Below are 23,714 nucleotides of genomic sequence, written 5' to 3'. Positions count from 1 at the left end.
ATTCTTTAGTTTATATTCTCTTTACTTCTTCCAGAACCTCATCAACATGTCCACTAACTTTTACATTTTTCCAGATCTTCACTATTTTACCTTTTTTATCTATTAAAAAAGTAGTGCGTTCTATTCCCATATACTTTTTGCCAAACATACTTTTCTCTACCCAAACACCATATTTTCCCAACATTTCAGCATTCTCATCAGAAACTAAAGAAAACGGCAGAGAGTATTTTGCTTTGAAGTTAGTGTGGCACTTAACACTATCTTTTGATACACCAATTATCACTGTGTCAAGGGAAGAAAAATCATCTATTTTATCTCTAAAGCCTTTTGCTTCCATCGTACAACCCGGAGTATCGTCTTTAGGATAAAAATAAAGAGCTACATTTTTTTTATCAAAAAATTCACTCAGTGATAAATTTTCACCAGAATCTGTTGGTAAACTAAAATCAGGTGCATTATTTCCTACTACTAACTCCATACCTTGCTCCATTAATAACGCTTCTATCTATAGTAGTATATTGTAGTCAGAGTATCAAATTTTATATATAGCTAACACAGATAAGATTCTTGATAGGGGGCTTATTGATAACTGCCTTCTCGGCTTGCCGCTTTTGATAAAGTGTGGTTTTCGTCTGATGTAAGGCCATATCAAATAGATCCTATTAAAAATCAATCGAATCTTCACATGTTTGTTCTTCATAAAAGAAGTTCAATGTTATCGTAGTACCAAGTTTCGCTTCACTTTTAATGTCAAAAGTTCCACCCATTAACTCTACTAATTTCTTGCTTAGCGGTAATCCGATGCCCGTACCTTCGTTTCTATATCCCGAATCTGCTTGGCCAAAAACAGACATAACTTTATATATATCCTGCTGCATTATTCCTATTCCATTGTCATGAAACTCAATGGTTAATAAGTTTTTTTCTATATTTTCTTTTATCACCATTCTTATTAAACCATCTTTAGGAGTAAACTTGATTGAGTTTGATAATAAATTTATTATAACTTGTTTCATTCTCTTGGAATCTGCAATGACTAATAATTGTTTATTAGTCATCTCTTTTTTTAAATTAATCCCTGCTTCTTTTAATTTAGGTAATAGCATATTTACGCATGAATCTATTATTTTGTTCAGGTTAAACTTCACTTTTTCTACTGTTAAACTACTTGATTCAGCTTTAGAAAAATCGAGCACATCATTAATTAAGGCAAGTAAGTGTGTCCCTGCATTATATATATCGTCTGCATACTCCTTGTATTGAGAGTTATCCATTGAACCTAAAGTTTCATTTTTGATCAACTCTGCAAATCCAATAATAGCATTAAGAGGTGTGCGTAATTCATGTGTAACGCTTGCAAAAAACTTTAGCTTGTTTGCATTTTCTTGCTCTAATGCCTCTTTTATCTGCTGTAATTCAATGTTAGTTTTATGTTGCTTGGCCAGCATTTTGGTATTAGAAAAGTGCAAATAGAACATTATTAATATTAAAATTATTAATAATAAGCCTAAAAATATTAAAAATAGGCCATATGCTATAACATAAGAATTATTGTAGCTTCGAAGAATCTTCAAAAAAAACGACGGCTTAGCGCTATTTTCATGGAATATAGGGAAAATAGAAGTTAATGTATTTCCTGTAGTATAAAGTATTTCTTGGTTACTTAATAATTTATCAATTTCATCGTTTGTAAGTAACTGTTCATAATCATAATCTTGAGTGTTAAAATTACTGAATATTATTCTGCCGTTTTGATCATACAGTATTAAGCTGAAATCCTTTACTTTGCTCACTGATTGTAATAATTCAGCACGCAGTTTTACTAGTTGGTTTATGTAGTCAAAATTTTTGTATTTAATGTGATGCTTTTCTATTAGTAAATAATGGTATTTTTTTATTATACCATTTTCTAATACACTTTTTAAGTTTACACTTGAATCACGGTAAGAAGAAAGGAAATTACTCCTTAGTAAATAATTACAATATATCACACTGAATAAAATCATAAAAATTGATGAGAATAATGCGATAACTTTTGTGTATTTGTTTTTTCCCAGTGCAGAAAACATTAATTTACCTATCTTATACATATCCTTACTCATTGCGAAACAACGGCTTTTATGTTATTAATAATAAAATTTAGCATATAATATTTTATGACAATTTCTCCTATTTTGCCAGTTTATTCTCCTATTAACATAAATTTTTCTTATGGTAAAGATATTTACTTGTATGATATTGACGGTAAGCGCTACGTAGATTTTCACTCCGGAATAGCCGTTAGTAGCTTAGGTCACACTAATTCGCGATTAATTAGTGCTCTTAAATTGCAAGGAGAAAAATTATGGCATATATCAAATACCTATAATATACCTGCTGCCAATAATTTTGCAGAAAAATTAATAAACAATAGTTTCGCTGACACTGTATTTTTCTCAAATTCTGGATCAGAGGCAGTAGAATGTGGGCTTAAGATTGCTAGGGTCTATCAAAACGGAAAAGGCAATAAAAACCGTCACAGAATTTTAACATTCCATGGTGCATTTCATGGAAGAACCTTCCTAACTTGTGCTGCAAACGATAAACAGAAATTTTCTGAATTACTGAGTCCCTGTATTGATTGGTGTGATAATATCGAGCCCAATATTGAGAGTGTAAAGAAAGCAATTTCAAGTGATATAGGCGTTATATTAATAGAACCAATACAAGGGCAAGGTGGTATCAAAGTAATGAATGAAGTCTTTATGAAAGAACTAAGAAAGCTGTGTGATGAAAATGACATATTGTTATTTTTTGATTGCGTGCAATGCGGTGCTGGTAGGACAGGAAAATTATTTGCATACGAACATATAGGAGTGGAACCTGATATATGTGCTCTTGCAAAGGGAATAGGCGGCGGGTTTCCGCTAGGGGCTTGTCTTGCGACTGAAAATGCTGCTAAATACATGGCAGTTGGTATGCACGGTTCCACTTTTGGTGGCAATCCGCTTGCAACCTCAGTAGGTAATGCTGTGTTCGAAGAATTGCTCAGTCCTGGCTTTTTGAAAAATGTTGAAATTAGAGGTAAGTATTTAAAAAATAAATTAGAAGACTTAGCAAGTAAATTTCCAATAATAGAAGAAGTGAGAGGGAAAGGGTTAATGCTTGGAATAAAAGTGAAAGCAGACAATCAAAAATTTGCAGAAGAGTTAAGTCATCGTGGTTTACTCACTGTTGGAGTAACATCAGATAACGTTGTGAGAATTTTACCTCCACTAATTATCACTGAAAAAGAGATTGATGAAGGAATTGAGATTCTGGCTCAATATTTATCTGAGAAATCTTCTGATTAGATGCTTGATATTAATATGAACGACAATCTGGTATGCTTAGGAATTATTACCTCTCCTCACGGAATTAAAGGAGCTGTTAAATTAAAAACTTTCACCGAAAAGCCCAAAAATATCTCCTTATATGGTGAGCTAATAAGTGGTGATGAGAATTATAAAATAGACTCAGTATCCATCATAGGTGATAATTTAGTAATAGCTACAATAAGTGGAGTAAATTCCCGTAATGAAGCAGAGCTTTTGAGGAATAAGAAGCTATATATAGAAAGAAGCAAGTTACCAGAGCTAAATGATGAGGATGAATTTTATCAAAGTGACCTTGTAGATATGGAAGTAAGGCTGGAAAGTAATGAATTATATGGCAATGTAAAATCTGTGTATAATTTTGGCTCAGGGGATATATTAGAAATTTTAGTTATCAGCACAAAAAAACGTATTATGCTGTCTTTCACTAAAGAGATATTTCCACATATAAATATAAAGGGGAGGTATATAGTATTAAATATACCAGAATTTATTGACTAATAAAGACTTTGATATTTATATAAAGCTATTTATAATTATAAGATCAAATTGAAAATGTAATTATGGCAGAAAGAGCTAACGATATCAGACCAGGTCAGGTGTTGGAACATAACGGCGGATTATTTTTGGTTGTAGGTATTATGCATACTCAACCTGGTAAAGGTGGTGCATACATACAAGCCGAAATGAAAAACATCAAAACCGGAGCAAAACACTATGAAAGATTTCGTTCTGATGCAACAATCAGAAGGGCAATTTTAGATGAAGAGGAATATGTTTACCTTTTCACTGAAGGAAACATTGTAAATCTTATGCATCCAAGTAATTACGAGCAAATCACTATAAATTTGGACTTATTGGGAGAAAAAAAAATTTATTTACAGGATAACATGAAAATTAAAGTTGTAGCTTATCAAGACAAAATAATTTCTGCGCATGTGCCTGATTATGTTACACTTGCTGTGAAAGAAACAGAGTCTGTTATTAAAGGACAAACTGCTACTGCTTCTTATAAGCCTGCAATTTTGGAAAACGGAATGCGCGTTAACGTGCCTCAGTTTATAAAAGAAGAGGATAAAATTGTAGTATATACTCCAGATGACAGCTATTATGAAAGAGTGAAAGAGTAAAAAGAAGAATGTCCATCTCATCACCACGAATTAATGTGATGCTTGATTCTGTGCGTAGTGCTTCCAGGCAGCTTATGCGCGATTTTAATGAATTACAAATCTCTAATGTTAAATCAGCAGACTTTATCAATAAAACTTATTCAAAATCCAAGCAAACCATATACGATTGCTTGCACGACTACAAACGAGACTATGGGTTTATTTCCGAAGATGATACTGATCAAGAAGTAAAAGATGACACTTATACCTGGTTTATTATGCCTATAGAGGGCAGGGAGAACTTTTCCAGTTGTATGGTTTATTTTGCAGTATCAGTCTGTCTCATTCATAAAAATAAAGTTGTGGCGGCTGTAATTGATGCTCCGGCTCTTAGAGAAACTTTTTGGGCAGAAGAAAAGAAAGGTGCTTTTCTTGAGGACTTTAGATCTCGTCATATAAAAATGCGGGTGAAAAGCCGTGAAGGGGGTCTAATAGATGTAAGTGGTAATTTGTTAAATAAATTGCTGCCTGGCAATAGTAGTGTACGCTCCATCGGTTCAACAATTTTAGGCTTTGCATACCTTGCGGCAGGAAGGCACAGAGGAATAGTTTACTCTAGAGTTAACAAATATAAAACCTTGCTCGGTAGACTTTTTCTACAAGAAAGCGGTGGAAGGCTAACGGAAGACAACGGATTGATTATTGCTGGCGATATTAAATTAGGATAAACAAGCTACAGAGATAGACAACTTTTCGAGAACTTTTACAAGAGATTCTGTCAAATGTTCTATCATTTCATCGGTATGATAAGGTGTAGGGGTAATACGGAAACGCTCAGTTCCTCTTGGAACTGTCGGGTAATTTATATGTTGAACGTATATTCCATACTCATCAAATAATAATTTTGATGCTTTTTTGGATAACTCTGGGTCGCCAATTATTATTGGAATTATATGAGTTTCTGTTAAAATGAAGTTAATTCCTGCATTTCTCAGTGAGTTTTTTACTTTTTCAACGACTTGCTTTTGCTTTTCCCTTTCAATGTTGCTTGATTTTAGGTGTTCAACGCTTGCCTTTGCTGCCGCTGCTAAAACAGGCGACATAGCAGTGGTAAAAATAAATCCTGGAGCGGAACTTCTTATTACATCTACCAAGCTCTTTGAAGACGCGATATACCCACCCATCACTCCAAAAGCCTTCGATAGTGTACCTTGAATAACGGTTATTCTATCCATCAGGCCTTCTCTTTCTGCAATTCCACCACCATGTGAACCATACATACCAACTGCGTGCACCTCATCCAAATAGGTAATTGCATTATGTTGATCTGCCAGGTCGCATATTTCTTTAAGCGGAGCTACATCACCATCCATTGAATATACGGATTCAAGTACTATGATTTTTGGTGTCTTTTTGTCTATAGACTTAAGTAGCTGCTCTAGATGATTAACATCATTGTGTTTAAATATATGTTTTGGCCTTTTTCCTGATTTTATGCCTTCTATCATCGAAGAATGGTTCTTCTCGTCTGAAAAAATTACTACGCCCGGAATAACAGACGATAAAGTGCTAAGTGTTGTCTGGTTAGCGAGGTAGCCACAAGCAAAAGTTAAAGCAGCCTCTTTTTTATGCAAACAAGCTAAGGATTTTTCAAGTTCGACAACCTCTTTTGTTGTACCAGATATATTTCTTGTTCCTCCAGCACCAACAGATGAATTTTGGATAGCGGCAATTACACTCTCATTTTGTGACATTCCCAAATAGTTATTACTGCACCAGACGATTACTTCCCTATTTCTTTCATAGTCCATAATGTGGGGGAGCCTACCTGGCAATGACGCAAAGTGCGTAAATTCACGGTAGCGCCCCTCATCTTTTATATCTTTTATTTTATTCAAGAATATTTCTTCGTAGTTTACCAAGTCCTTATTTACCGATAATTAACATAATTATAATAAATTATTAAATGGTAAACTACAATATTTATTATACAGATACGGTAGTAGATGCTTCCTTCGTGTTGAAAGGTTTGTCAACCTTGTTGTTTTCAACTTGGCTTTTAGGTGTACAGCAGTATATAACTGCAGCAGCAACCAGACAACAAGCTCCAACTGCTATTCCTACCGCTAACATTTCCAAGTAAACTGCAACAGCCACCCCTGAAATAATACCAGCTATTGCAAGTGCAGAAGCAGCTATAACAGGCAGCTTACTACTTTTTGTATTTTGTGGAATAGCATTATTTTTGCCTGAATTATTAGGCAACCCGCCATTGGTTTGAGTATCATTCACCTGCTCAGATTTGTTGTTAGCTACTGAAGGCACTGGTTCTGGTGTTGGCACTGGATTCGGTGTTGGTGTTAGATTCGGTGTTGGCACCAGCGTAGGTGTTAGAATTGGATCTTGTGTTAGATCCGGTGTCAGTCCTGGCGTTGGCGCCGGCGTAGGTGTTGGAATTGGATTCGGTGTTGGTGTTAGGTTCGGCGTTGGCACCGGTGTAGGTGTTGGAATTGGATTCGGTTCTTGCTGCCTGGTGGTAGTTTGAGTACCATCTTCTTGTCCAGGGATTTCGTTAGTTGATGTAGGTACTGGATCTCCTAGAGGACTATTGCCATCATCACTTGAAAAATCTATTAAATCTTTTTCTAGTGCATCATCTTGGTGCTCTTTAGACACGATTTTATCATGCTCACCATCACTCACAAGACTACGTGCTTCTTCAGGCGTAGTTACTGCTGCATTAGCAGAGGCTTCTGTACCTTCAACATCACCACTCGCAGAACTCTGTGGTGAAAGTGGTGGTGAACCTTGTTGATCACCTTTACTTTCAGACTCTACCGGTTGAACAGGAGTTTGTTTATCCTCACCATCAATTGATAACACGGTAGCACTTTTACTTTGAAGAACAAGAGCGTCCTGTGTACTTAAACTTTCAATATCATCCGTTTGTTCTGGAACTGGAGTCTCAGAAACTTTTTGTTGCTCTTGAGTATTAGAAGGCTGTGCCTTAAGTTTTGCACTTTCTTCTGGTACATGTTCAGCAGGTTGAGCATGAGCTTGTTTTTTCTCATCATCAATATTAACAGGAGCTTCGTGACTACTTGTAGTAGCGCTAACATCAGTTACTGATGATACAGCAGCCTTAGCATCAGTTCCAATGCTTTTGATCTTTTTTTCAAGAAAATCTCTAGTTTTTAAGAGTGTGTTTCTCTGATCAATGCATCTTTGCTTCTTAGTAGGACCTGGATTGATAATGTTCTTCTCCTCCTCCTTCTTCTTTTGAATTTCAGCATTTACTTTGTCTATGATACTCTTCAAAATAGGTTCATCTTTTATATTATTCATTTTTAAGTAACTCTCCATCGTCTTAGGAATGTAGATAGCATTCAACAATTTCTGCTCTGTGCTGTTTTTATTTCTAGACATTTTCTGCTTTGTACTTTTTTTATCTTTAGACATTTTACCCCCCCTATAATCATTATCTATAGCTTCTTCTATTGAAGCCTCTTCATTGTTCATAATATTTTCTCGTCTGTCCACATTTTCTTGTGGTTGTTGACTGCCAGTACTTTCAAGTCCTGGATTTTCTGATAGAATGTCACTTGTTATAACTGGAATTTCTAATTCATCTGCAACGTTATTACTTCTTTTTCGTATTATAAAAGTTCCAGGAGTTTGGCACATTTCATCCCACAAATCTTGACGTTCATGACAGGAATATTTTTGCACATCAATAGAAAATTGCAGAATATTTCTAATTTGCATTAAACTGAATATTAGATCAATATTCTTTTGACGTTTATTGTCTTTTGGATCTTTAGTGTATTCATCATACACTATGCAAGCAGTCTGAACTAATCCATTTACAATACCTGGAAGACGGCTGTTATATTCACGTAAAGCTTCAGATTGCAATAATTTGTTTTCCTTTTCCAGATCTTCTATGCGCTTTTCTATGCTAGATTTAAAAATCTTACACTCCTCTCGAAAAATTATGTTAATTGCATCAATTTCTGTGCATAAGTAACATACTTCCTTGACTAAGGAGTAATCTTCTTGGCCTATTGAGTAGTGTGTTGCATTTTTCAGTATATTCTGTATGACCGGCCTAATCACTTGCTCATTATGTGATACGTTTTGATGGATTTCTTTAGTGTAAAAAAGCACCTCGACTATAACGTCTGTGTTTGTGTATTCAACATTAGACAATGCAATGAGGATTGATTCGTGTATGTTATCAAATTCGTTATTTTTAAATTTTTGATTGAGATAGCCGATAACATCATTGCTGCATTTAGCACATTTTTCACACAAGTGCTCGATAAATGCAATATTACCAGCATCCAATGCAGTTTTCAGAATTAAATCATAAATTTCTTTTCTGCCACGAGCTCCTATGTTTTTCAGGATTTGTTGCCTTAGTATTGTAATAACTTTATCATCTGTAAATGCTTGTTTATATACATCGTAAATGGCATGATCTGCACTATTAGTGTATCGTTTGCACAAGTATTCAATGACAGATATGTGTTCTTGACTTATCGCAGTTTCTAACAAGGTAGCAAAGCTCTTTTTTAATAACTCTTCTGTTGAGGCTTTTTTAGTTAGCTCATTAATATATCTTTCAAATGCATCCAGCACTATCGTGATGAATTCTTCATTTTTGATCAGAGACGCTGTTTCAAGCACACCATACAAAGGATCAGGTTTACTTGTTTTTAACACCTGTCCAAAATCTCTTAAAACGTATTCGACAAAAACTGCATTTAATAATTCTTGCTCTTTTCTTAATGCTGTAGCTGAGAAGAAGTCAATCTTATTAGGTTCGACAAGTTGTATAGCTTGACCTTTTAATCTTCCGTAAACTCCATCGTTACCATGGAATTTTTCTATAAAAGCTTCAATATATTTTTGATTACCAACAAGGAGAGGTAAAAGACTTAAGTTTTCTTCAGCAAAAAGAAAATCCTGATATTGCTCTACTAGCTTGTCATTAGCTGCAATTGCCAATAGTACCAATTCTTTTACTGAATAATCATACTTGAAACCCTCTTGATCAAATTTATATTGTGATAGTACATTTGAATATATATGTTGATGGTTGCTTCTGTTTTGTAACTCCAAATTAAGTTGATTTGAACAGAAATCTTTGAGATTTTCATTATCCAGCGTAATAGACCTGCCTTCATAATCTTCAATATTTTGTACAACCTTGTCTAATTCTTCACAATTATCTTCTTGTATAGCTTGATTTAAGATATTTATAATCTCAGCAAAAGTTAAGTTTTTAGGAATGATACCATATGAATCTTCATCTTTTAACTCTACAGTAAACGACCTATCACAACCATCAGGAAAGTTTGCAAGTATTGCATTCTCTAAACTTAGATCTTCAGGGGATGTACTACATGGAGTAGCTGGTATCTCTTGACTTTCGCTATCTAAAACTTCAAACTCTTCTTCAATACCTGAATCTTCAGAATCTGGTTTTTCAAAACCATGCCAACTTTTGATTAATCTTTCAGAATTTGATTGGCCCTGTGAAGTTGTATCTTGTGATACAAAGTCTCTAAAATTGGAACCAAACATGTTTTACCTCCTAACTAGCAGCTAAGCTAAGTATAGCATTAAACAGAAATCTTGCCAAGCAAATTATTCAGTCTCTTAGCAAAGCTGCTCGCGTCATCCATCTCTTCGCCTTCCACGATGCAAGCTTGGTAAAACAATAAGTGAACCATGTCCTCCAATGTTGGGTTTTCACCACTTTCAGCATAAGATTTCATTATACTCTTTATTACAGGATGCTTAGTGTTAATTTCAAGCACCTTTGGCGTGCGGTAATTTAGCTGCTTTTGTTCACGCAAAAAACGCTCCATGCGAAGATCCATAGCACCTTCATCAACCGCTAGGCATACGGGACTATCAGTCAATTTTTTGGAAATTTTTACGCTTTTTACTGAATCTCCAAGCACTGTGGTAAAATATTGCAGTATAGTTTCCTCAGTTTTTTCTCCATTTGATTTATTTTCTTCATCTGTCTTATCTTCTTCTGAAGAGAATTTTTCCAAATCAACATCTGCACGGGTTACAGACTTGATTTTCTGATCTTTGTATTCATGAATTACACTAGTCCAAAAGTCATCAACTGGATCAACAAATAGGAGCACTTCTAGTCCTTTACTGACGAATCCCTCAAGTTGCGGACTGTTTTTCACTGAATCGAGGCTATTTCCGGTGAGATAATAGATATGTTCCTGCTCAGGCTTCATTCTGCTTATATAATCATCAATGCTGATCAACTTCTCATCACCGGTGCTATTAAATCTGCAAATTGAGAGCAGCGCTTCTCTCTCATCAGTTGGCATAGCTTCGCAAAGACCTTCCTTTAAAACTGCACCAAAATTGGTCCAGAATTTTGTGTACTCCTCTAAATTCTCTTTTGCCTTTTTACCGAGCTCTGATATCGCGCGTTTAGTGAGGGATTTCCTGATTTGCTCAACAACACGATTATTCTGCAACGTTTCTCTGCTGATATTAAGAGGTAAGTCCGGTGAATCAACAATACCTTTCAAGAAACGTAAATACTGCGGTATGATCTGTACATTATCTTCAGTGATAAATACTTTATTTACATATAACTTAACAGAGCAACGTCTATCTGGATGGAATAAATCAAAAGGTTTTATAGAAGGAACATAAAGCAAATTTGTATATTCTATTGCACCTTCATTTTTATTATGCAATATCATCCAGGGCTCCCCGCCAACGTGGGCAACACTGCGGAAAAAATCGTTGTGCTCCTCTTGAGTAACGTCATTTTTTGGCTTAGTCCAAATTGCAGCCTTACTGTTTAACTTTTCACTTTTTCCTTCTTCGTCTATAAATTCAACAGGAAAATTTATGTGATCAGAGTAAGTAGTGACAATATTTTCAACACGAAATTTATCTAAAAACTCGTTTTCTTCAGGATGCATAATGAGCGTAATTTTGGTTCCGCGAGGGACTTGATTATCTGACTTGCTGATTGAATATTCCCCATCTCCTTTGGATTGCCAGATCCAAGACTCCTCTTCTCCAGCTTTTCTCGATTCTACTATTACTTCTGATGCAACCATAAAGCTTGAGTAAAAACCAACACCAAACTTCCCAATCAGCTCCACAGTTTGGCTTGAATCCTTGCTATTCTTAATCGCATCCAAGAACTTTTGCGTACCAGAGCTTGCAATTGTACCAAGATTGTCTATTAAATCCTGTCTATTCATTCCAATGCCATTATCAGTGATATATAGCTCGTTCTTATCTTTATTGGAGCTGATAGTGATTTTTAATTCGTCACTCAAATCTAGCAAATTAGGGTTTAGTTGAGATTCATAGCGCAACTTATCACATGCATCTGATGCATTTGATATTAATTCACGCAGAAAAATGTCTTTATTGGTGTAAAGTGAATGAATCACTATATTCAGTACTTTCCCTACCTCAGCGTCAAATTTTAAATTTTCAGTTTCTTGTACATTATGCATTTTGAGCTCCATTATTTGCCTACTACCCTAATAATTTAAGTATTGAATCACGATCTTTCAAGGTCACGTACACCAAAATTAATGTGGGTGTAGTTATTATGACACCCAATTTATGGGATCTCTTGCATAACAAACTTTTGGCAGCGCATTGGATGAAACGAAAAACTTCCTTGACACCCTTCGCCAGCCCCCTTATCATGAAACTGAAGCTATTTATTTATCTTCGCAATCTCTGCAGTGGATTAATGACAAAAAAACTTAATGTATTTGGCGTAAATCATGCTTAATTTTTTGCACTATGTGCACCTCATGTCTTTATCAAATTTCTAGCTACACAAGCTGAAATACGCTATTTAAAACATCAAAAAACGCCAACTTAAAAAATGGATAGTGAATAATTAGCTACCCTAGGGTTTCTTTGCCTTTTTTTCTGCTTAGTAAATTTCTTAACGTTTATAATTTAGATTAGTTGCGGCTTAAAAGCGGCTGAGTCACGGTTATTAAGCGTTTAGAATAAAAAAACGCCATACTTGAAAGTATAATGTAAGTAACTAGCCAACCATCGGGCTTTTTTTGCCTTTTTTTTCGTTTGGTAAATTTTTTAATACTTAGATTAGTTGCAATTTAAGAGACCAGAAATGGTCAGTGCTTGGCACTGGAATAACGTCCTCCTTTGTTATCCCAGTGCCCAGACACTGGGATCCAGGAAACTTAATTGCAAGTAATGCATTAGATTTGGTGAGTATGGGTTTTATGTTATAGAATGAAACACTTTTGGTGAATTTGTAAAGAAAACTGGATCCCAGTGTTTGGGCACTGGGATGACAGCAGTCCTACGTCATACCGCCGCGAACCGTCATACCGCGATTCATTCGCGGTATCTCTAGATCCCGCTAACAAGCAGCGGGATGACGATTGTCGTTTAGCCATAAACATTAAGAAATTTACCAAACGAAAAAAAAGGCAAAAGAAGCCCTGGGGTTATTATCTGCTTTAAAATATTGGCGTTTTTTATGTTTTAAACGCTTGACAAGCGAAATTCAGCTGCTTTTAATTGCAACTAACTTACGCTGCAAATGTTTAAGAAGTTTACTAAGCAGAAAAAAAGACAAAGAATCCCCGAGTTAGCTAGTCTTTTACTATCTCTGTCGAGTATTAGCATTTTTTGATGTCTTGTAACGCTTTATAAGCGCGTTCAGCTTATTTAGATAAAAATCTAGATGTAGATGAAGTTTTGTAAAGACATACAGTATCTATATACTGCAAAAAATTGAACATAAGACGCCGATACATTAAGTAATCCTTACCTTTTAATCTGCAGATTGGCGAAAGCAAATACAATAGCTTCACTATCATGATAAGTGGGCTGGCGGAGTTTGTCAAGGAAGTTTTTTTGTTTCTATTCCCAATAAAAGTTTGTTATATGGTTATGCAAGAAGTCTAATGAATCGCGGCATGACGTCTTAGCTATAGATGCTGGTCTGTGTGATTTCAAGAGAAGCTTAGTAGATAAGTTGTGTTTTAAACCAGATTCGGTATTTTAAACTGAACATTTTCAATAATACCACCTGGCATAACTGAAATTTTTACACTCAGGTTTACTTTTAGGTAGTCCATTAATTCATCAACTAATATGTCAGGAGCGGAAGCACCTGCAGTGATTCCTATCTTTTCTACGCCCTGGAACCAGCTTTTATTTACACATCTGTAATTATCAATCAAGTAGGCTCTTTTTTCTCTAGCAGTGCACAGATCTAATAAGCGGTTTGAATTTGAGCTATTTTTACTTCCTACAACTAATACCATGTCTACAATTTCAGCTAGCTTTTTAACAGCATTTTGTCTGTTTTGCGTTGCATAGCATATGTCCTTTAAATCTGGACCTGTTATGCTTGGAAACCTGAGCTTCAGGGCAACAATAATTTCATGGGTATCGTCGATGCTTAACGTGGTTTGTGTAACATAAGACAAATTATCTGGATCTTTAACCTTTAAATCATATACATCCTGCAAAGTTTGCACTAAAGTGATAGGATTGTTTACTCTTCCCCTAATTCCCTTAACTTCTGGATGGTTTTCATGCCCAATGAGAATTAATTCTTTACCACTGTTTTCATACCTTTTTGCTTCTTTATGCACTTTGCTAACTAAAGGACATGTTGCATCAATCACTTGAATACCCTTTCTTTTTGCCTCATCTTCTATATTTTTTGATACTCCGTGCGCGCTGAAGATCAGTATTCCTTCATTATCTTCAATTTCCTCGATACTGCTTACAAAAACCACTCCTTGTTTCTTAAAGTCCTCTACTATATATTTATTGTGAACAATTTCGTGTAGCACATAAACTTGGCGCTCGTTTTTATATTTTTCTAAAGTAATAGCTAATATGTCCACAGCTCTTTTTACCCCGGCACAAAAACCTCGTGGTTCAGCTAAGATGATTTCCATTTTTGTCAAATCAAGTAAATATGCAAGCATTACTTAAAAATAAGCTCCGCTCACTGTGTTTCATAGTACCATTATTTATATTTTATATAATAATTATTTTTCGCATATTCTCTTTAACATTTGATCAACCTACTACTTCAGAAAATTTTAGAAAAGATAATATAGTACATAAACAACCTGATATTTTAGATAGAAATGGAGTGGTAATAGCAACAAATGTGCCCACAACATCACTATATATAGATGCAACCAAAGTAAAGAATCCGGACAGTATAGCAGCACAACTGTGTTCTACTTTGCATGACCTCGAATACAAGAACTTATATAGAGTACTTACTTCAGAAAAGAAATTTGCTTGGATAAAGCGGCACTTGACTCCAAAAGAATTACTAGCGATCAAAAACGCTGGTGTACCAGGAGTAAATTTTTATGACGACATAAAGCGTATATATCCTCACAGTAATTTATTTTCACACGTGCTTGGTTACACTGACATAGATGGCAATGGTATTGCAGGAGTTGAGGCGTATATAAGTAAAAACAAACAACATTCTGTTATCCAAGTACCTGATATACAGTTGTATGAATGTTGCAACTTGAAAGCAATTCCTGCACAGCAATTCCCCACACAACAGATCCAGTGCGTGACACTGGGATCCAGATATAAAAATACTGACAAATTACGTGATGAACAACGGATTCCAGAAACATATGTCAAAAACAATGTTTGTGATGAAATTGCGCATAAAACTGGATTCCAGTGTCAGTGCACTGGAATGACACCAGACCAAGCTTCTGCACAATCTTCTGTCATCCGACAGGGATGGTCACGCTCTGCTGATCAATATGTTCAACTATCCTTAGATACACGAGTGCAAAGCATAGTGCATGAAGAGCTAACTAAAGCTGTAAGCAGATATCAGGCACTTGGCGGAGTAGGAATTGTTTTAAATGTGAGAAATAGTGAAGTTATCTCGATGGTCAGCCTACCTGATTTTAATCCCAACTTACAGAATAAGGCAGAAGACGTACAAAAGTTTAATCGCGCCAGTCTTGGGGTATATGAGATGGGGTCGGTATTAAAATACTTTACAATAGCCGCAGCGCTTGATGCGAACGCTACAAAAACTAGCGATTTATATGACGTATCAACACCAATCACCATTGGAAAGTATAAAATTCAGGATTTTCATAAATCTAAAATTCCAAAAATTACTGTGCAAGATATATTTGTAAAATCATCCAACATTGGTGCAGCAAAAATTGCAGTCAAACTAGGTATTGAAAAACAGGTAGAATACTTTAAAGCTATGAAGCTATTTTCTCCTTTGAAAATAGAAATACCAGAAAAATCCACACCGATAATCCCGGATAAATGGAGTGAAAACACTTTAATAACAGCATCTTATGGTTATGGCATAGCTGTAACTCCTATACATCTTGCACAAACTGCAGCAGCATTAATCAACAATGGGATATTTCATAACGCAACCTTGATGTTGAATAAAAGAAGTATAGGAGAGCAAATTATCTCAAGAAGAACTTCCAGGGAAATGAGAAAATTATTACGTGCAGCAGTAACAGATGGCACTGGCAGAAAAGCAAAAATAAAGGCATATTCAATAGGAGGAAAAACTGGATCGGCGGAAAAAGTTGTAGATGGTAAATATAGCAAAGATGCAAACATAGCATCATTTATAGGAGTGCTAACTATGCTTGACCCAAGGTACATAGTGCTAATTGCTATTGATGAGCCTCAAGGGATGCACCATACCGGGGGAGTAATTGCTGCGCCTATAGTAAGAAACATTATAAATAGAGTAGCACCTATACTAAATGTTACACCTGAGATGTAAAATTATGATTGCTTTACTATAATTTCAAATTTATCATTACCAAAATCCTTATTAATATACCAAGAACCATCATCTTTAGTTACAAATTCAAGACCTTTAAGGTCTTTTTTTATTGTCTTTCCATTTTGACCATCAATAGCGATATTAATATCGAATGTAATAATGTCTAGATTTATCATAGCTTCTTTCCCGCTGCACGAATTTAGACTGAACTTGCCTAACATGACATCATTAAAACTCACTTCCCCTGTATAGACATCACACTGACCGTCCACACAACACGTAGTTTCAATATAGAAAAGATCTGACATACAAAATACCTTAAAAAAAAGAACTAAACATATATGGCCACTACACCACACCGCTAACAAGTAGTAAAGCGTCGATAAACCTAAGTTACTTTAGCTACGTAGCCATAATACAGCTAGAAATGTAAAATTCAACAGTTAATTGTGTGATTAATAGAGAAGTCTTATTTAGTACACCTTATAGGAATGGCTGTTTAGTTTTTTTGTTAATCTTTTTTACCATGCTGTCAATCATATGCTTTATCCCTTGATATACAGAGTATGTACTTTCGTCGCTACGCATATAAGCAGAACAGGAAAATACATTATGTTCTTCGTCTTCTATTGATAACTCTGTATCGCATTTTATGTGCTCGCCGCCAAGCCTTTCTATCAACTGTTCTCTGTCATCTCCTATAGTTACCTTAACCTTACTTTCTTCTTTACCTATCTTGCTACTTAAAATTGAAACAATGATGGCTGGAGATATGCATATCGCTCCTATTGGCTTTTTTGTAACAAAAAATTCTGAAACTAATCTTTCAAATTCAGGCATTACTGTCACCATGTCTTTACTTTCAGCTAAGTCAGATAAATTTTTCGCAACCCCGTATCCACCAGGTACAACTAGCATGTCAAAATTTTCAGCTTTGGCTTCTTTTAAGTCATATATTTCGCCTCTTGCGATTCTTGCTGCTTCTACAAGTACATTCCTTTTTTCTTTTGTTGCCTCTTTTGTTCTATGATTCATAACTTGTGTGATATTGATATCAGGTGCAAAGCATTTAACATCCACTTCCTGCTGATCAAGCACAAGCAAACTTAAAACCGCTTCTCTTACCTCTGCACCGTCAAGGTGACCACACCCTGATAAGACCACAGCAGCTTTTAATTTTTTTTCACCCATAAAGTACCTTGATTTCATATAATCTAGATATTTTAATACAAATTCTATATTTGGAAAGGGGTATGTTATATCAATTATAATATAATTAATGATTAGTATGTATAATTAGGCATATTTATAATCAACAAAGCTGAATATGGAATCTAGCAATAGTATGTTTTTTGACACTGACTATCCAGAACTAAGAAAAGCTATTTCAGATATAATAGAAAGTATTGCACAATCCTCACAAGAGGGGAAAAAAGAGTTATTTACAACCCTATCAGAACAAGTTAAAGGGATGAACCTCAAAGATTTAGGTTTAGCAATTAATGACCAAGGCTTGCAAAAGGAGGTAAATAAAGAATTATTTATAAAACTCATTGAAGAAGCACTTAAAGATTTAACTTCTGAAAATGTTAACTCAAAAATAATAGAAGAGGCGTTAAAATCTGTTAATCAGCAAGCAATAAGTAATGTTATAAATAATAATAAAGGTCCACTGGACAATCTAGTCAATTATTTTAAATCAGCCTCTGCAAATGAAAAAATAGGAATAGCTTCTGCTGGAATGGTATTAGGAGTAGCATTTTCTCCGCTTATTGTGCTTGCTACATTAATAGCGCTTGTAGCTATTGGAGCACGTTATGTAGGAATAGGTATAGGAAAGGCAGGGGAAAAAATAAAAGAAGGTGCGATTGACGCAGGAAAAGCAGTGAAAAGTTTATCTAAAAATTTAGGGGATAAATTGCCTGAGGTTGGGCCAAAAAAAGATAACTTTAGTAAATTATACAACAGTTTGGCTCAAGAGATTATAGGCTATAATATGTCCGAAGAAGGTGAAAAAATAAAAAACGCCCAGAGTAAAGCAAAGGTCATAGGCATGCTTCAAAATGAAGGGCAGCGATCTGCTATACAAGAGTTAGTAAAGAATGGAACTATTCAAAATTTTTCAGAAGATGACATGAAAAAGCTTAGAGAAAAAGGTACTAGTACTTATGAAAGTGATAAGGAAGCACTTGAGGAACTTATGGAGAAATTTCAATCTAAAATTATGGCCATTGGTGAGGGTAAAATAGAGGAGGTAGAAAAAATTGTTGATGAGAAAGTTGCAGCAATGAAGCCATCTTCTCACTTAGGTATTTCAAGTGCTGCACGAGTTAGTGAAGGAGGAATCACAGGACCAAGTTGATGCATTTTTTTACGCAAAAATTACTATCAGAAAGTGGGGTTACGCTACTCCTTTTTATCCACTTTTTTGAGCAATCCACTTCCACATCTAACACACATCTCAGTGATTATAATATCCAATTTTTGATCATGTTTTTCTACAGGTAAATCTTTACAATATTGTTTCTCATAGGCTACACCTATAAATATTTTTCCAAGTGGCCGCAGTTTTTCTATCATTGTATCATACCAACCACCGCCAAAACCCAATCTATTAAAATGATCATCAAAAGCAATAACAGGAGTAATGATTGTGTCGGGAATTACATCTTCATTTGTTTTGTTCCATTCCTCAAATTTTAGTAACTTATTTTTATTAGGAATTGCTACTTTATAATCTAAATCGAGTAAACTATGCATCAAAGGTACAACATTTATTTCCCCGTCCATTGGAATGTAAGCTGCTATTGTTTTGCCTTTAACGTAGCTTAAGTTCTGATTAAAGAGATTAATAAGGGAATTTGCTGCATAACTGGAATAACTTTCATCAATATCTTTTCTTATAGCTCTATATTGCTCTCTTATTTCCTTTTTGTGCTGTTTAATATCTTTGAACATGATCTATCCATTTTGCAGTAAGTTTTTCTTGTAAACTATTTTGCTTCAAGCGCTCACTTAAAAAGTCAAAGTCAATAAACTCCATATCCTGGTCTTGATTACTGCAGCTATAAACAAAACTTCTTTCTCCTGTTTCCTTATTTATATGTTGCTGAACACATTGAGCACAGATTTCTTTCATCATACACTGCATAGGAGAATTAACTGACGATATTGCTATATGACTTGACTTCAGATATGGCTTTAAAATTGTTTTTCTAGCTTCATTCACAGCTTTCATCATTTTATCAGAACCAATAGTGATAATTTTATCTATAACGTTCAAATTAATACCTAATCTTCCTTGTTGATAAGAGACTATTGCATCAACTATATTACCATGAAAGGATTTATCTTGATCTCTGCTTGTTTCTATCAATCCTTCTTCACATGCCCAAACTACTGCATTTGATGCACGCTCTATCAGTGCTCGTTTAAATACATCACTTAACTTCTTATAGCCAGCGAAGTACAAAACCTTGTTATTATTTTCAAGACATGCCTTCCCTATCGAAAATAACACTGCATTTCCAACTCCACCACCAATTAGCATTATATTCTTCATGTGCTATTTTAACTACATTTGTTCAAATTTTTTGAAATTTTATAGAACAAAGTAATTTATATAGTTCTATACACAAAGACAGAGACAAGGACACTCTCTGACTTCAACTATACCGATAACTGATAGCTGCATTTTTACGCATATCATCTAATAACAAGTTGCTTTGTATCATAATCTTTTGTTGGTACATTTTCTGTTTGATTGCTTCTATACCCGCTACATTACTCTTGATATCACACAACATCATCAACTTTGCAGTGCCATTTTCTCTCAATTCTACTATTTCATTCACACTTGTTTTACTAAATAAAATCTGTAAATCAGGATTTAAATCTCGCATTTTTATTTCAAATTCTTTTGCGTTTGGCAGCTTAAAATTATCTGCTAATTTATCAAAATTTAAACAATTAACTTTTTGCTCCTTGAGATTATCTAATAAACTTTCTGAACCTTCAACCACAATCTGTTTTAATTTTAAAGTGCTTTCCAGCAGTGCATGATTAAGTTGTACTTTATCTATTACTTTTATAACAGAGTAACCTTCACTAAAACTGAATGGACCTGCTATGTCGCTGGTTTCTAATCCTTCTAAAACGTTCTTGAGTTTTCCTTTTAGCTGACTTAAATTAACTGTTGCTTTACGCATCTTTATTGGAGATTCTGGGTTATTACTGTTGCGTAATTTTTTTACTAAATCTTCAGCTATACCATAAACGTCCTTGTCTTTTTGATCAGGAATTATAAACTCTTGGAACGTGATAAGATAATCCGGCTTTTCTGTTTGCCTTTTTACATCATTTACTTCTTTATCGCTTATATTAATAAATGGCACAATTCTTACTTCAATAATTTTGCTCCACAGTAACTGACATTTTATTTGTTTTCTTAAAATACCAAGATCTATATTATGCTTCTCTATGTATTGATCAACTTCATTAGCCTTAAGTTTAAAACTTTGGGTTAAAAATAACATGATAGCATTATCTAACTCCTCGTTGCTCAATTTTATATTCAGCCTCTGCGCTTCATTGATAATGATAATTTCGTCTATTAGCTCCCTAAGAATTTGAGGCTTTGCTCCTTTTTGATCAACACTTTGAGTGCCAAACAATGAATTTATAAAGTTGATGCGTTTTTCGATATCTAAATTTGAAATTGGCTCACCATTTACATCTGCAACAATTTCAATCTCGATTGCAAGCAACCTAAGTGGCAACACTATTAACAGTAAAATTAGTATTTTATGCATATAAGTAAGGTTAATAACCAATTCTATAATAAATACTGAGTCAATGCTAGCCAACTTTTTAATAGTGATCTCAGTGACAATGGAAATAAAAACCATTGCAACAAAATCAGGTACGCTGGTAAATAGGCTAAAAACATGCTAATATAGCGAATTTAGACCGTGCTCAAAACAGTATACGGAAGGAGAGGGATTCGAACCCTCGATACGACTTTTGGGTCGTATAACGGTTTAGCAAACCGCCGCCTTCAGCCGCTCGGCCACCCTTCCAAGTTTAGAACCTAAAGATTATATAATACCAAGACCTCTACCACCTGTCTAATGCTTTTAATTGCAATATTTGTATCTGTTCAGATGCATGGCTAATGCTGAAACAAAAATTCCAGTGCTCCCTTTCTTGTCATCCCAGTGCGTGACACTGGGATCCAGGATTTTGATTAGCACTAAGTTGGTGAGCATATAAGTGTTATGTTAAAATATAACGTTTTTACGGAAAGTCTGGATCCCAGTGTCACGCACTGGGATGACATCGTTTACTATGTGCCATATTGCAATGTTCGTACGGTTGTGCGCGGTATAGATTCCGCTAACGAGTAGCGGAATGACGAATTTGTTATTTTTCAAATCGTAGAGCCACTTTAGCTATAAATCAACAAAAACTAATTTCCGCTTTTAATAGAGCTTGCAACAATTTGTTTTGCTTCTTCTACACCAACCCATTCTCCAACTGCTACCGTTTTTCCCTTTTCTAGATCTTTATAATGAGAAAAGAAATGAGTAATTTTATCTAGTAGGCTTTTAGATAAGTCAGAATAGTCCTTTATATTGTCATAATAGCTATCAACACTGGAAACAGGCACAGCTAATATTTTCTCATCTTCTCCTTTTTCATCTTTAGTGAGTAATGCGCCTATTGGACGCACCGATATTAAAACACTAGATGCTAAGGGAAATTGAGTTAGCACCAAAACATCCACAGGATCACCATCACCTGCGCAGGTATTTGGTATAAACCCATAATTGCAAGGATAAGTCATTGAGGTAGACAAAAATCTGTCAACTTGTAACAACCCAAACTCTTTATTAAATTCATACTTTACAGGCTCAGCATTCGCACTTATTTCAATTACCACATTCACCGCATTTGGTCCCGCTGTTATTTTACTTAAATCCATAAATTACCTCTTAACTTAAGATTATACAATATGTACTTTTAAGTTGCTACATTTATGTAGTTCTAAGCTTGTTTTGCATGGAGCGGTCCTAAATTTTCATTCATCATCTTATTGACTGTTGAAAGTGGTGGTTCCTGTGGTGGTTTCAATAATTGAAATAAGGCATATACTATTACAATAGTAAGCACCGCACCAATTATCAGGTTAGTAAGGTTGTCTTGTGGCAAAACATTTTTTATTGAGTTGAGCAATTTTTGCTCCATAAGGAAATAATCAGCAACAGATAACCCAACAGACAATATAAACATACCTAAAATAAGTTTACAGACTGTGTTTTTATAGTCTTTTTCTTTTTTCTTGCTGGTGATAAGATTTGGCCTATATTCATTCTCTTCTGGCAACACTGAGTAGTATATATTCTCAGGGCTCATTACTAATTGTTCAAATTCATCACTATTTTGGTTTTTTAACAGTTGCTCTAGGGTGTTTTTTGTATTTATAGGACATGTTAATCCATCCATTTTCAATGCTTTCTCTTGCCGATCCACATTCTCATGGTCGATTGTATATTTATCTCTACTTGATAATCCGATCATGTGTAGTTTGCTAGCTAAGTGCACTATATAGTTCTCTATTAACTGATTCTCACATATCTCTAGTACTTCTCTTCTTACTGTTTTGTTAGATGGTGAAAGTTCTTTATAGTAACTACCTATGGAAAACAACAATGCAATATCTTTATCTACTTTTATATTATGAATAGAGTAGTAACAGCCAATAACGCACTTATTTAATGCAAATTCTCTGTCATATTTGTTTAATGTATTTCCTTCACTTAGTAACTTTCTAAGACCAATGAGTACTTTATTTTCAAAATCTTCTTCTGTTTTAAATATTGGTTCTCTCTTTGGATTTGCTAAGATGTTAAGTAAATCTAATTTTCTTCCATCTACTACTTCATTTATATATTCATTTAACTCAGATCCTTTAATAACTTCATATATTTTATCTATGACATCTTTAGTATTCAGGTTATTGTTTTCACTTAGAATTTGATAAGCTTGAGCATAAATTAAAAACAGCCCTTGTAGACTAAATTTTAAGTTAAAATATTTATCTAATGGTTCCTCTTTTTTTCTAATGAATTCAGACAAACCAAAATGATTTCTGTGATCCATAAAACGACCTAAGTCAGCATGTTGAAAGCTACCTAAAAAAATAAATAACGTCTCTAATAAATTACCCTTACCAACAATTTTTATTAGTTCTTCAATTTCTTTTATCATTGCTGAAACCTATAATGTTCTACTTTATAGTATAAGGGATACATGGCAAAATAGCAATAAATGTTATTAGACTTCTTGCATAACCTAAACTAAGTAGAAAAAGGTATAGCTATACCGCCGCGGCACTAACAAGAGATCCCGCTAACACGC

Annotated in this window: 19 protein-coding genes and 1 tRNA gene; 6 read left to right on the top strand and 14 right to left on the bottom strand. The window is 34.7% G+C overall.

All coding sequences use genetic code 11. The features are described from left to right. Positions 1-10: 10 nt before the first annotated feature. Positions 11-478, bottom strand: a complete 468-nt coding sequence (bcp, locus tag ABWU32_RS01830) for a thioredoxin-dependent thiol peroxidase (RefSeq protein WP_015589489.1) — start codon at positions 476-478, stop codon at positions 11-13. 184 nt (positions 479-662) lie between these two features. Beyond that, positions 663-2,090, bottom strand: coding sequence for a sensor histidine kinase (locus ABWU32_RS01825; protein ID WP_015589488.1), 1,428 nt, complete (start codon positions 2,088-2,090; stop codon positions 663-665). Between the two features lie 66 nt (positions 2,091-2,156). Here ABWU32_RS01825 and ABWU32_RS01820 point away from each other — a divergent pair, with 66 nt between their 5' ends. From ABWU32_RS01820 to ABWU32_RS01805, 4 genes are all read left to right on the top strand, one after another. Then, positions 2,157-3,332, top strand: coding sequence for an aspartate aminotransferase family protein (locus ABWU32_RS01820; RefSeq protein ID WP_015589487.1), 1,176 nt, complete (start codon positions 2,157-2,159; stop codon positions 3,330-3,332). A 15-nt stretch (positions 3,333-3,347) separates the two neighbouring features. Then, the gene (gene rimM, locus ABWU32_RS01815) at positions 3,348-3,854 is read left to right on the top strand and encodes a ribosome maturation factor RimM (RefSeq protein WP_015589486.1); all 507 of its coding nucleotides are present in this window, start codon (positions 3,348-3,350) and stop codon (positions 3,852-3,854) included. Between the two features lie 62 nt (positions 3,855-3,916). After that, entirely contained in the window at positions 3,917-4,483 is a 567-nt protein-coding gene (gene efp / locus ABWU32_RS01810; RefSeq protein WP_012673415.1) for an elongation factor P, read from the top strand. Positions 4,484-4,491: 8 nt separating this feature from the next. After that, positions 4,492-5,190: an inositol monophosphatase family protein gene (locus ABWU32_RS01805; protein ID WP_015589485.1), complete on the top strand. Its 699-nt coding sequence runs from the start codon at positions 4,492-4,494 to the stop codon at positions 5,188-5,190. Here the strand turns inward: ABWU32_RS01805 and hemA are convergent. From hemA to ispH, 4 genes are all read right to left on the bottom strand, one after another. Then, positions 5,182-6,384, bottom strand: a complete 1,203-nt coding sequence (gene hemA / locus ABWU32_RS01800) for a 5-aminolevulinate synthase (RefSeq protein ID WP_174516755.1) — start codon at positions 6,382-6,384, stop codon at positions 5,182-5,184. The genes ABWU32_RS01805 and hemA overlap by 9 nt on opposite strands. 64 nt (positions 6,385-6,448) lie before the next feature. Continuing rightward, positions 6,449-10,051 carry a hypothetical protein gene (locus tag ABWU32_RS01795; RefSeq protein ID WP_353278717.1) on the bottom strand — a complete coding sequence of 1,201 codons (3,603 nt, stop codon included), beginning with the start codon at positions 10,049-10,051 and terminating at the stop codon, positions 6,449-6,451. Between the two features lie 38 nt (positions 10,052-10,089). Further along, positions 10,090-11,985: a molecular chaperone HtpG gene (htpG, locus tag ABWU32_RS01790; protein ID WP_141456863.1), complete on the bottom strand. Its 1,896-nt coding sequence runs from the start codon at positions 11,983-11,985 to the stop codon at positions 10,090-10,092. Between the two features lie 1,521 nt (positions 11,986-13,506). Next, positions 13,507-14,436, bottom strand: coding sequence for a 4-hydroxy-3-methylbut-2-enyl diphosphate reductase (ispH, locus tag ABWU32_RS01780; protein WP_015589482.1), 930 nt, complete (start codon positions 14,434-14,436; stop codon positions 13,507-13,509). Positions 14,437-14,456: 20 nt separating this feature from the next. Between ispH and ABWU32_RS01775 the strand changes: the two genes are divergently transcribed. Next, positions 14,457-16,292: a peptidoglycan D,D-transpeptidase FtsI family protein gene (locus ABWU32_RS01775; protein WP_141456705.1), complete on the top strand. Its 1,836-nt coding sequence runs from the start codon at positions 14,457-14,459 to the stop codon at positions 16,290-16,292. 2 nt (positions 16,293-16,294) lie between these two features. Here the strand turns inward: ABWU32_RS01775 and ABWU32_RS01770 are convergent, their stop codons facing one another. Continuing rightward, complete coding sequence (locus ABWU32_RS01770; protein WP_039963709.1) at positions 16,295-16,603, bottom strand: hypothetical protein; 309 nt, start codon at positions 16,601-16,603, stop codon at positions 16,295-16,297. A gap of 175 nt (positions 16,604-16,778) precedes the next feature. Next, positions 16,779-17,486, bottom strand: coding sequence for an isoprenoid biosynthesis glyoxalase ElbB (gene elbB, locus ABWU32_RS01765; protein ID WP_022626165.1), 708 nt, complete (start codon positions 17,484-17,486; stop codon positions 16,779-16,781). Between the two features lie 136 nt (positions 17,487-17,622). Here elbB and ABWU32_RS01760 point away from each other — a divergent pair, with 136 nt between their 5' ends. Continuing rightward, entirely contained in the window at positions 17,623-18,657 is a 1,035-nt protein-coding gene (locus ABWU32_RS01760) for a hypothetical protein (protein WP_015589478.1), read from the top strand. A 44-nt stretch (positions 18,658-18,701) separates the two neighbouring features. Here the strand turns inward: ABWU32_RS01760 and ABWU32_RS01755 are convergent, their stop codons facing one another. From ABWU32_RS01755 to ABWU32_RS01730, 6 genes are all read right to left on the bottom strand, one after another. Then, positions 18,702-19,253 carry a 5-formyltetrahydrofolate cyclo-ligase gene (locus ABWU32_RS01755; RefSeq protein WP_015589477.1) on the bottom strand — a complete coding sequence of 184 codons (552 nt, stop codon included), beginning with the start codon at positions 19,251-19,253 and terminating at the stop codon, positions 18,702-18,704. Beyond that, entirely contained in the window at positions 19,237-19,857 is a 621-nt protein-coding gene (locus ABWU32_RS01750) for a hypothetical protein (RefSeq protein ID WP_015589476.1), read from the bottom strand. The genes ABWU32_RS01755 and ABWU32_RS01750 overlap by 17 nt, the downstream gene beginning before the upstream one ends. A gap of 103 nt (positions 19,858-19,960) precedes the next feature. Next, the gene (locus ABWU32_RS01745; protein ID WP_141456704.1) at positions 19,961-21,106 is read right to left on the bottom strand and encodes a SurA N-terminal domain-containing protein; all 1,146 of its coding nucleotides are present in this window, start codon (positions 21,104-21,106) and stop codon (positions 19,961-19,963) included. 176 nt (positions 21,107-21,282) lie between these two features. Next, a tRNA-Ser gene (locus ABWU32_RS01740) sits at positions 21,283-21,373 on the bottom strand. Positions 21,374-21,762: 389 nt separating this feature from the next. Further along, positions 21,763-22,278, bottom strand: a complete 516-nt coding sequence (gene ppa, locus ABWU32_RS01735) for an inorganic diphosphatase (RefSeq protein WP_012673395.1) — start codon at positions 22,276-22,278, stop codon at positions 21,763-21,765. 62 nt (positions 22,279-22,340) lie between these two features. After that, positions 22,341-23,564 carry a hypothetical protein gene (locus ABWU32_RS01730; protein ID WP_015589474.1) on the bottom strand — a complete coding sequence of 408 codons (1,224 nt, stop codon included), beginning with the start codon at positions 23,562-23,564 and terminating at the stop codon, positions 22,341-22,343. Positions 23,565-23,714 lie beyond the last annotated feature (150 nt).

The organism is Wolbachia endosymbiont (group A) of Udea olivalis (genome assembly GCF_964028365.1).
Classification (GTDB): domain Bacteria; phylum Pseudomonadota; class Alphaproteobacteria; order Rickettsiales; family Anaplasmataceae; genus Wolbachia; species Wolbachia pipientis.
This window is presented reverse-complemented; position numbering and strand designations above follow the sequence as displayed.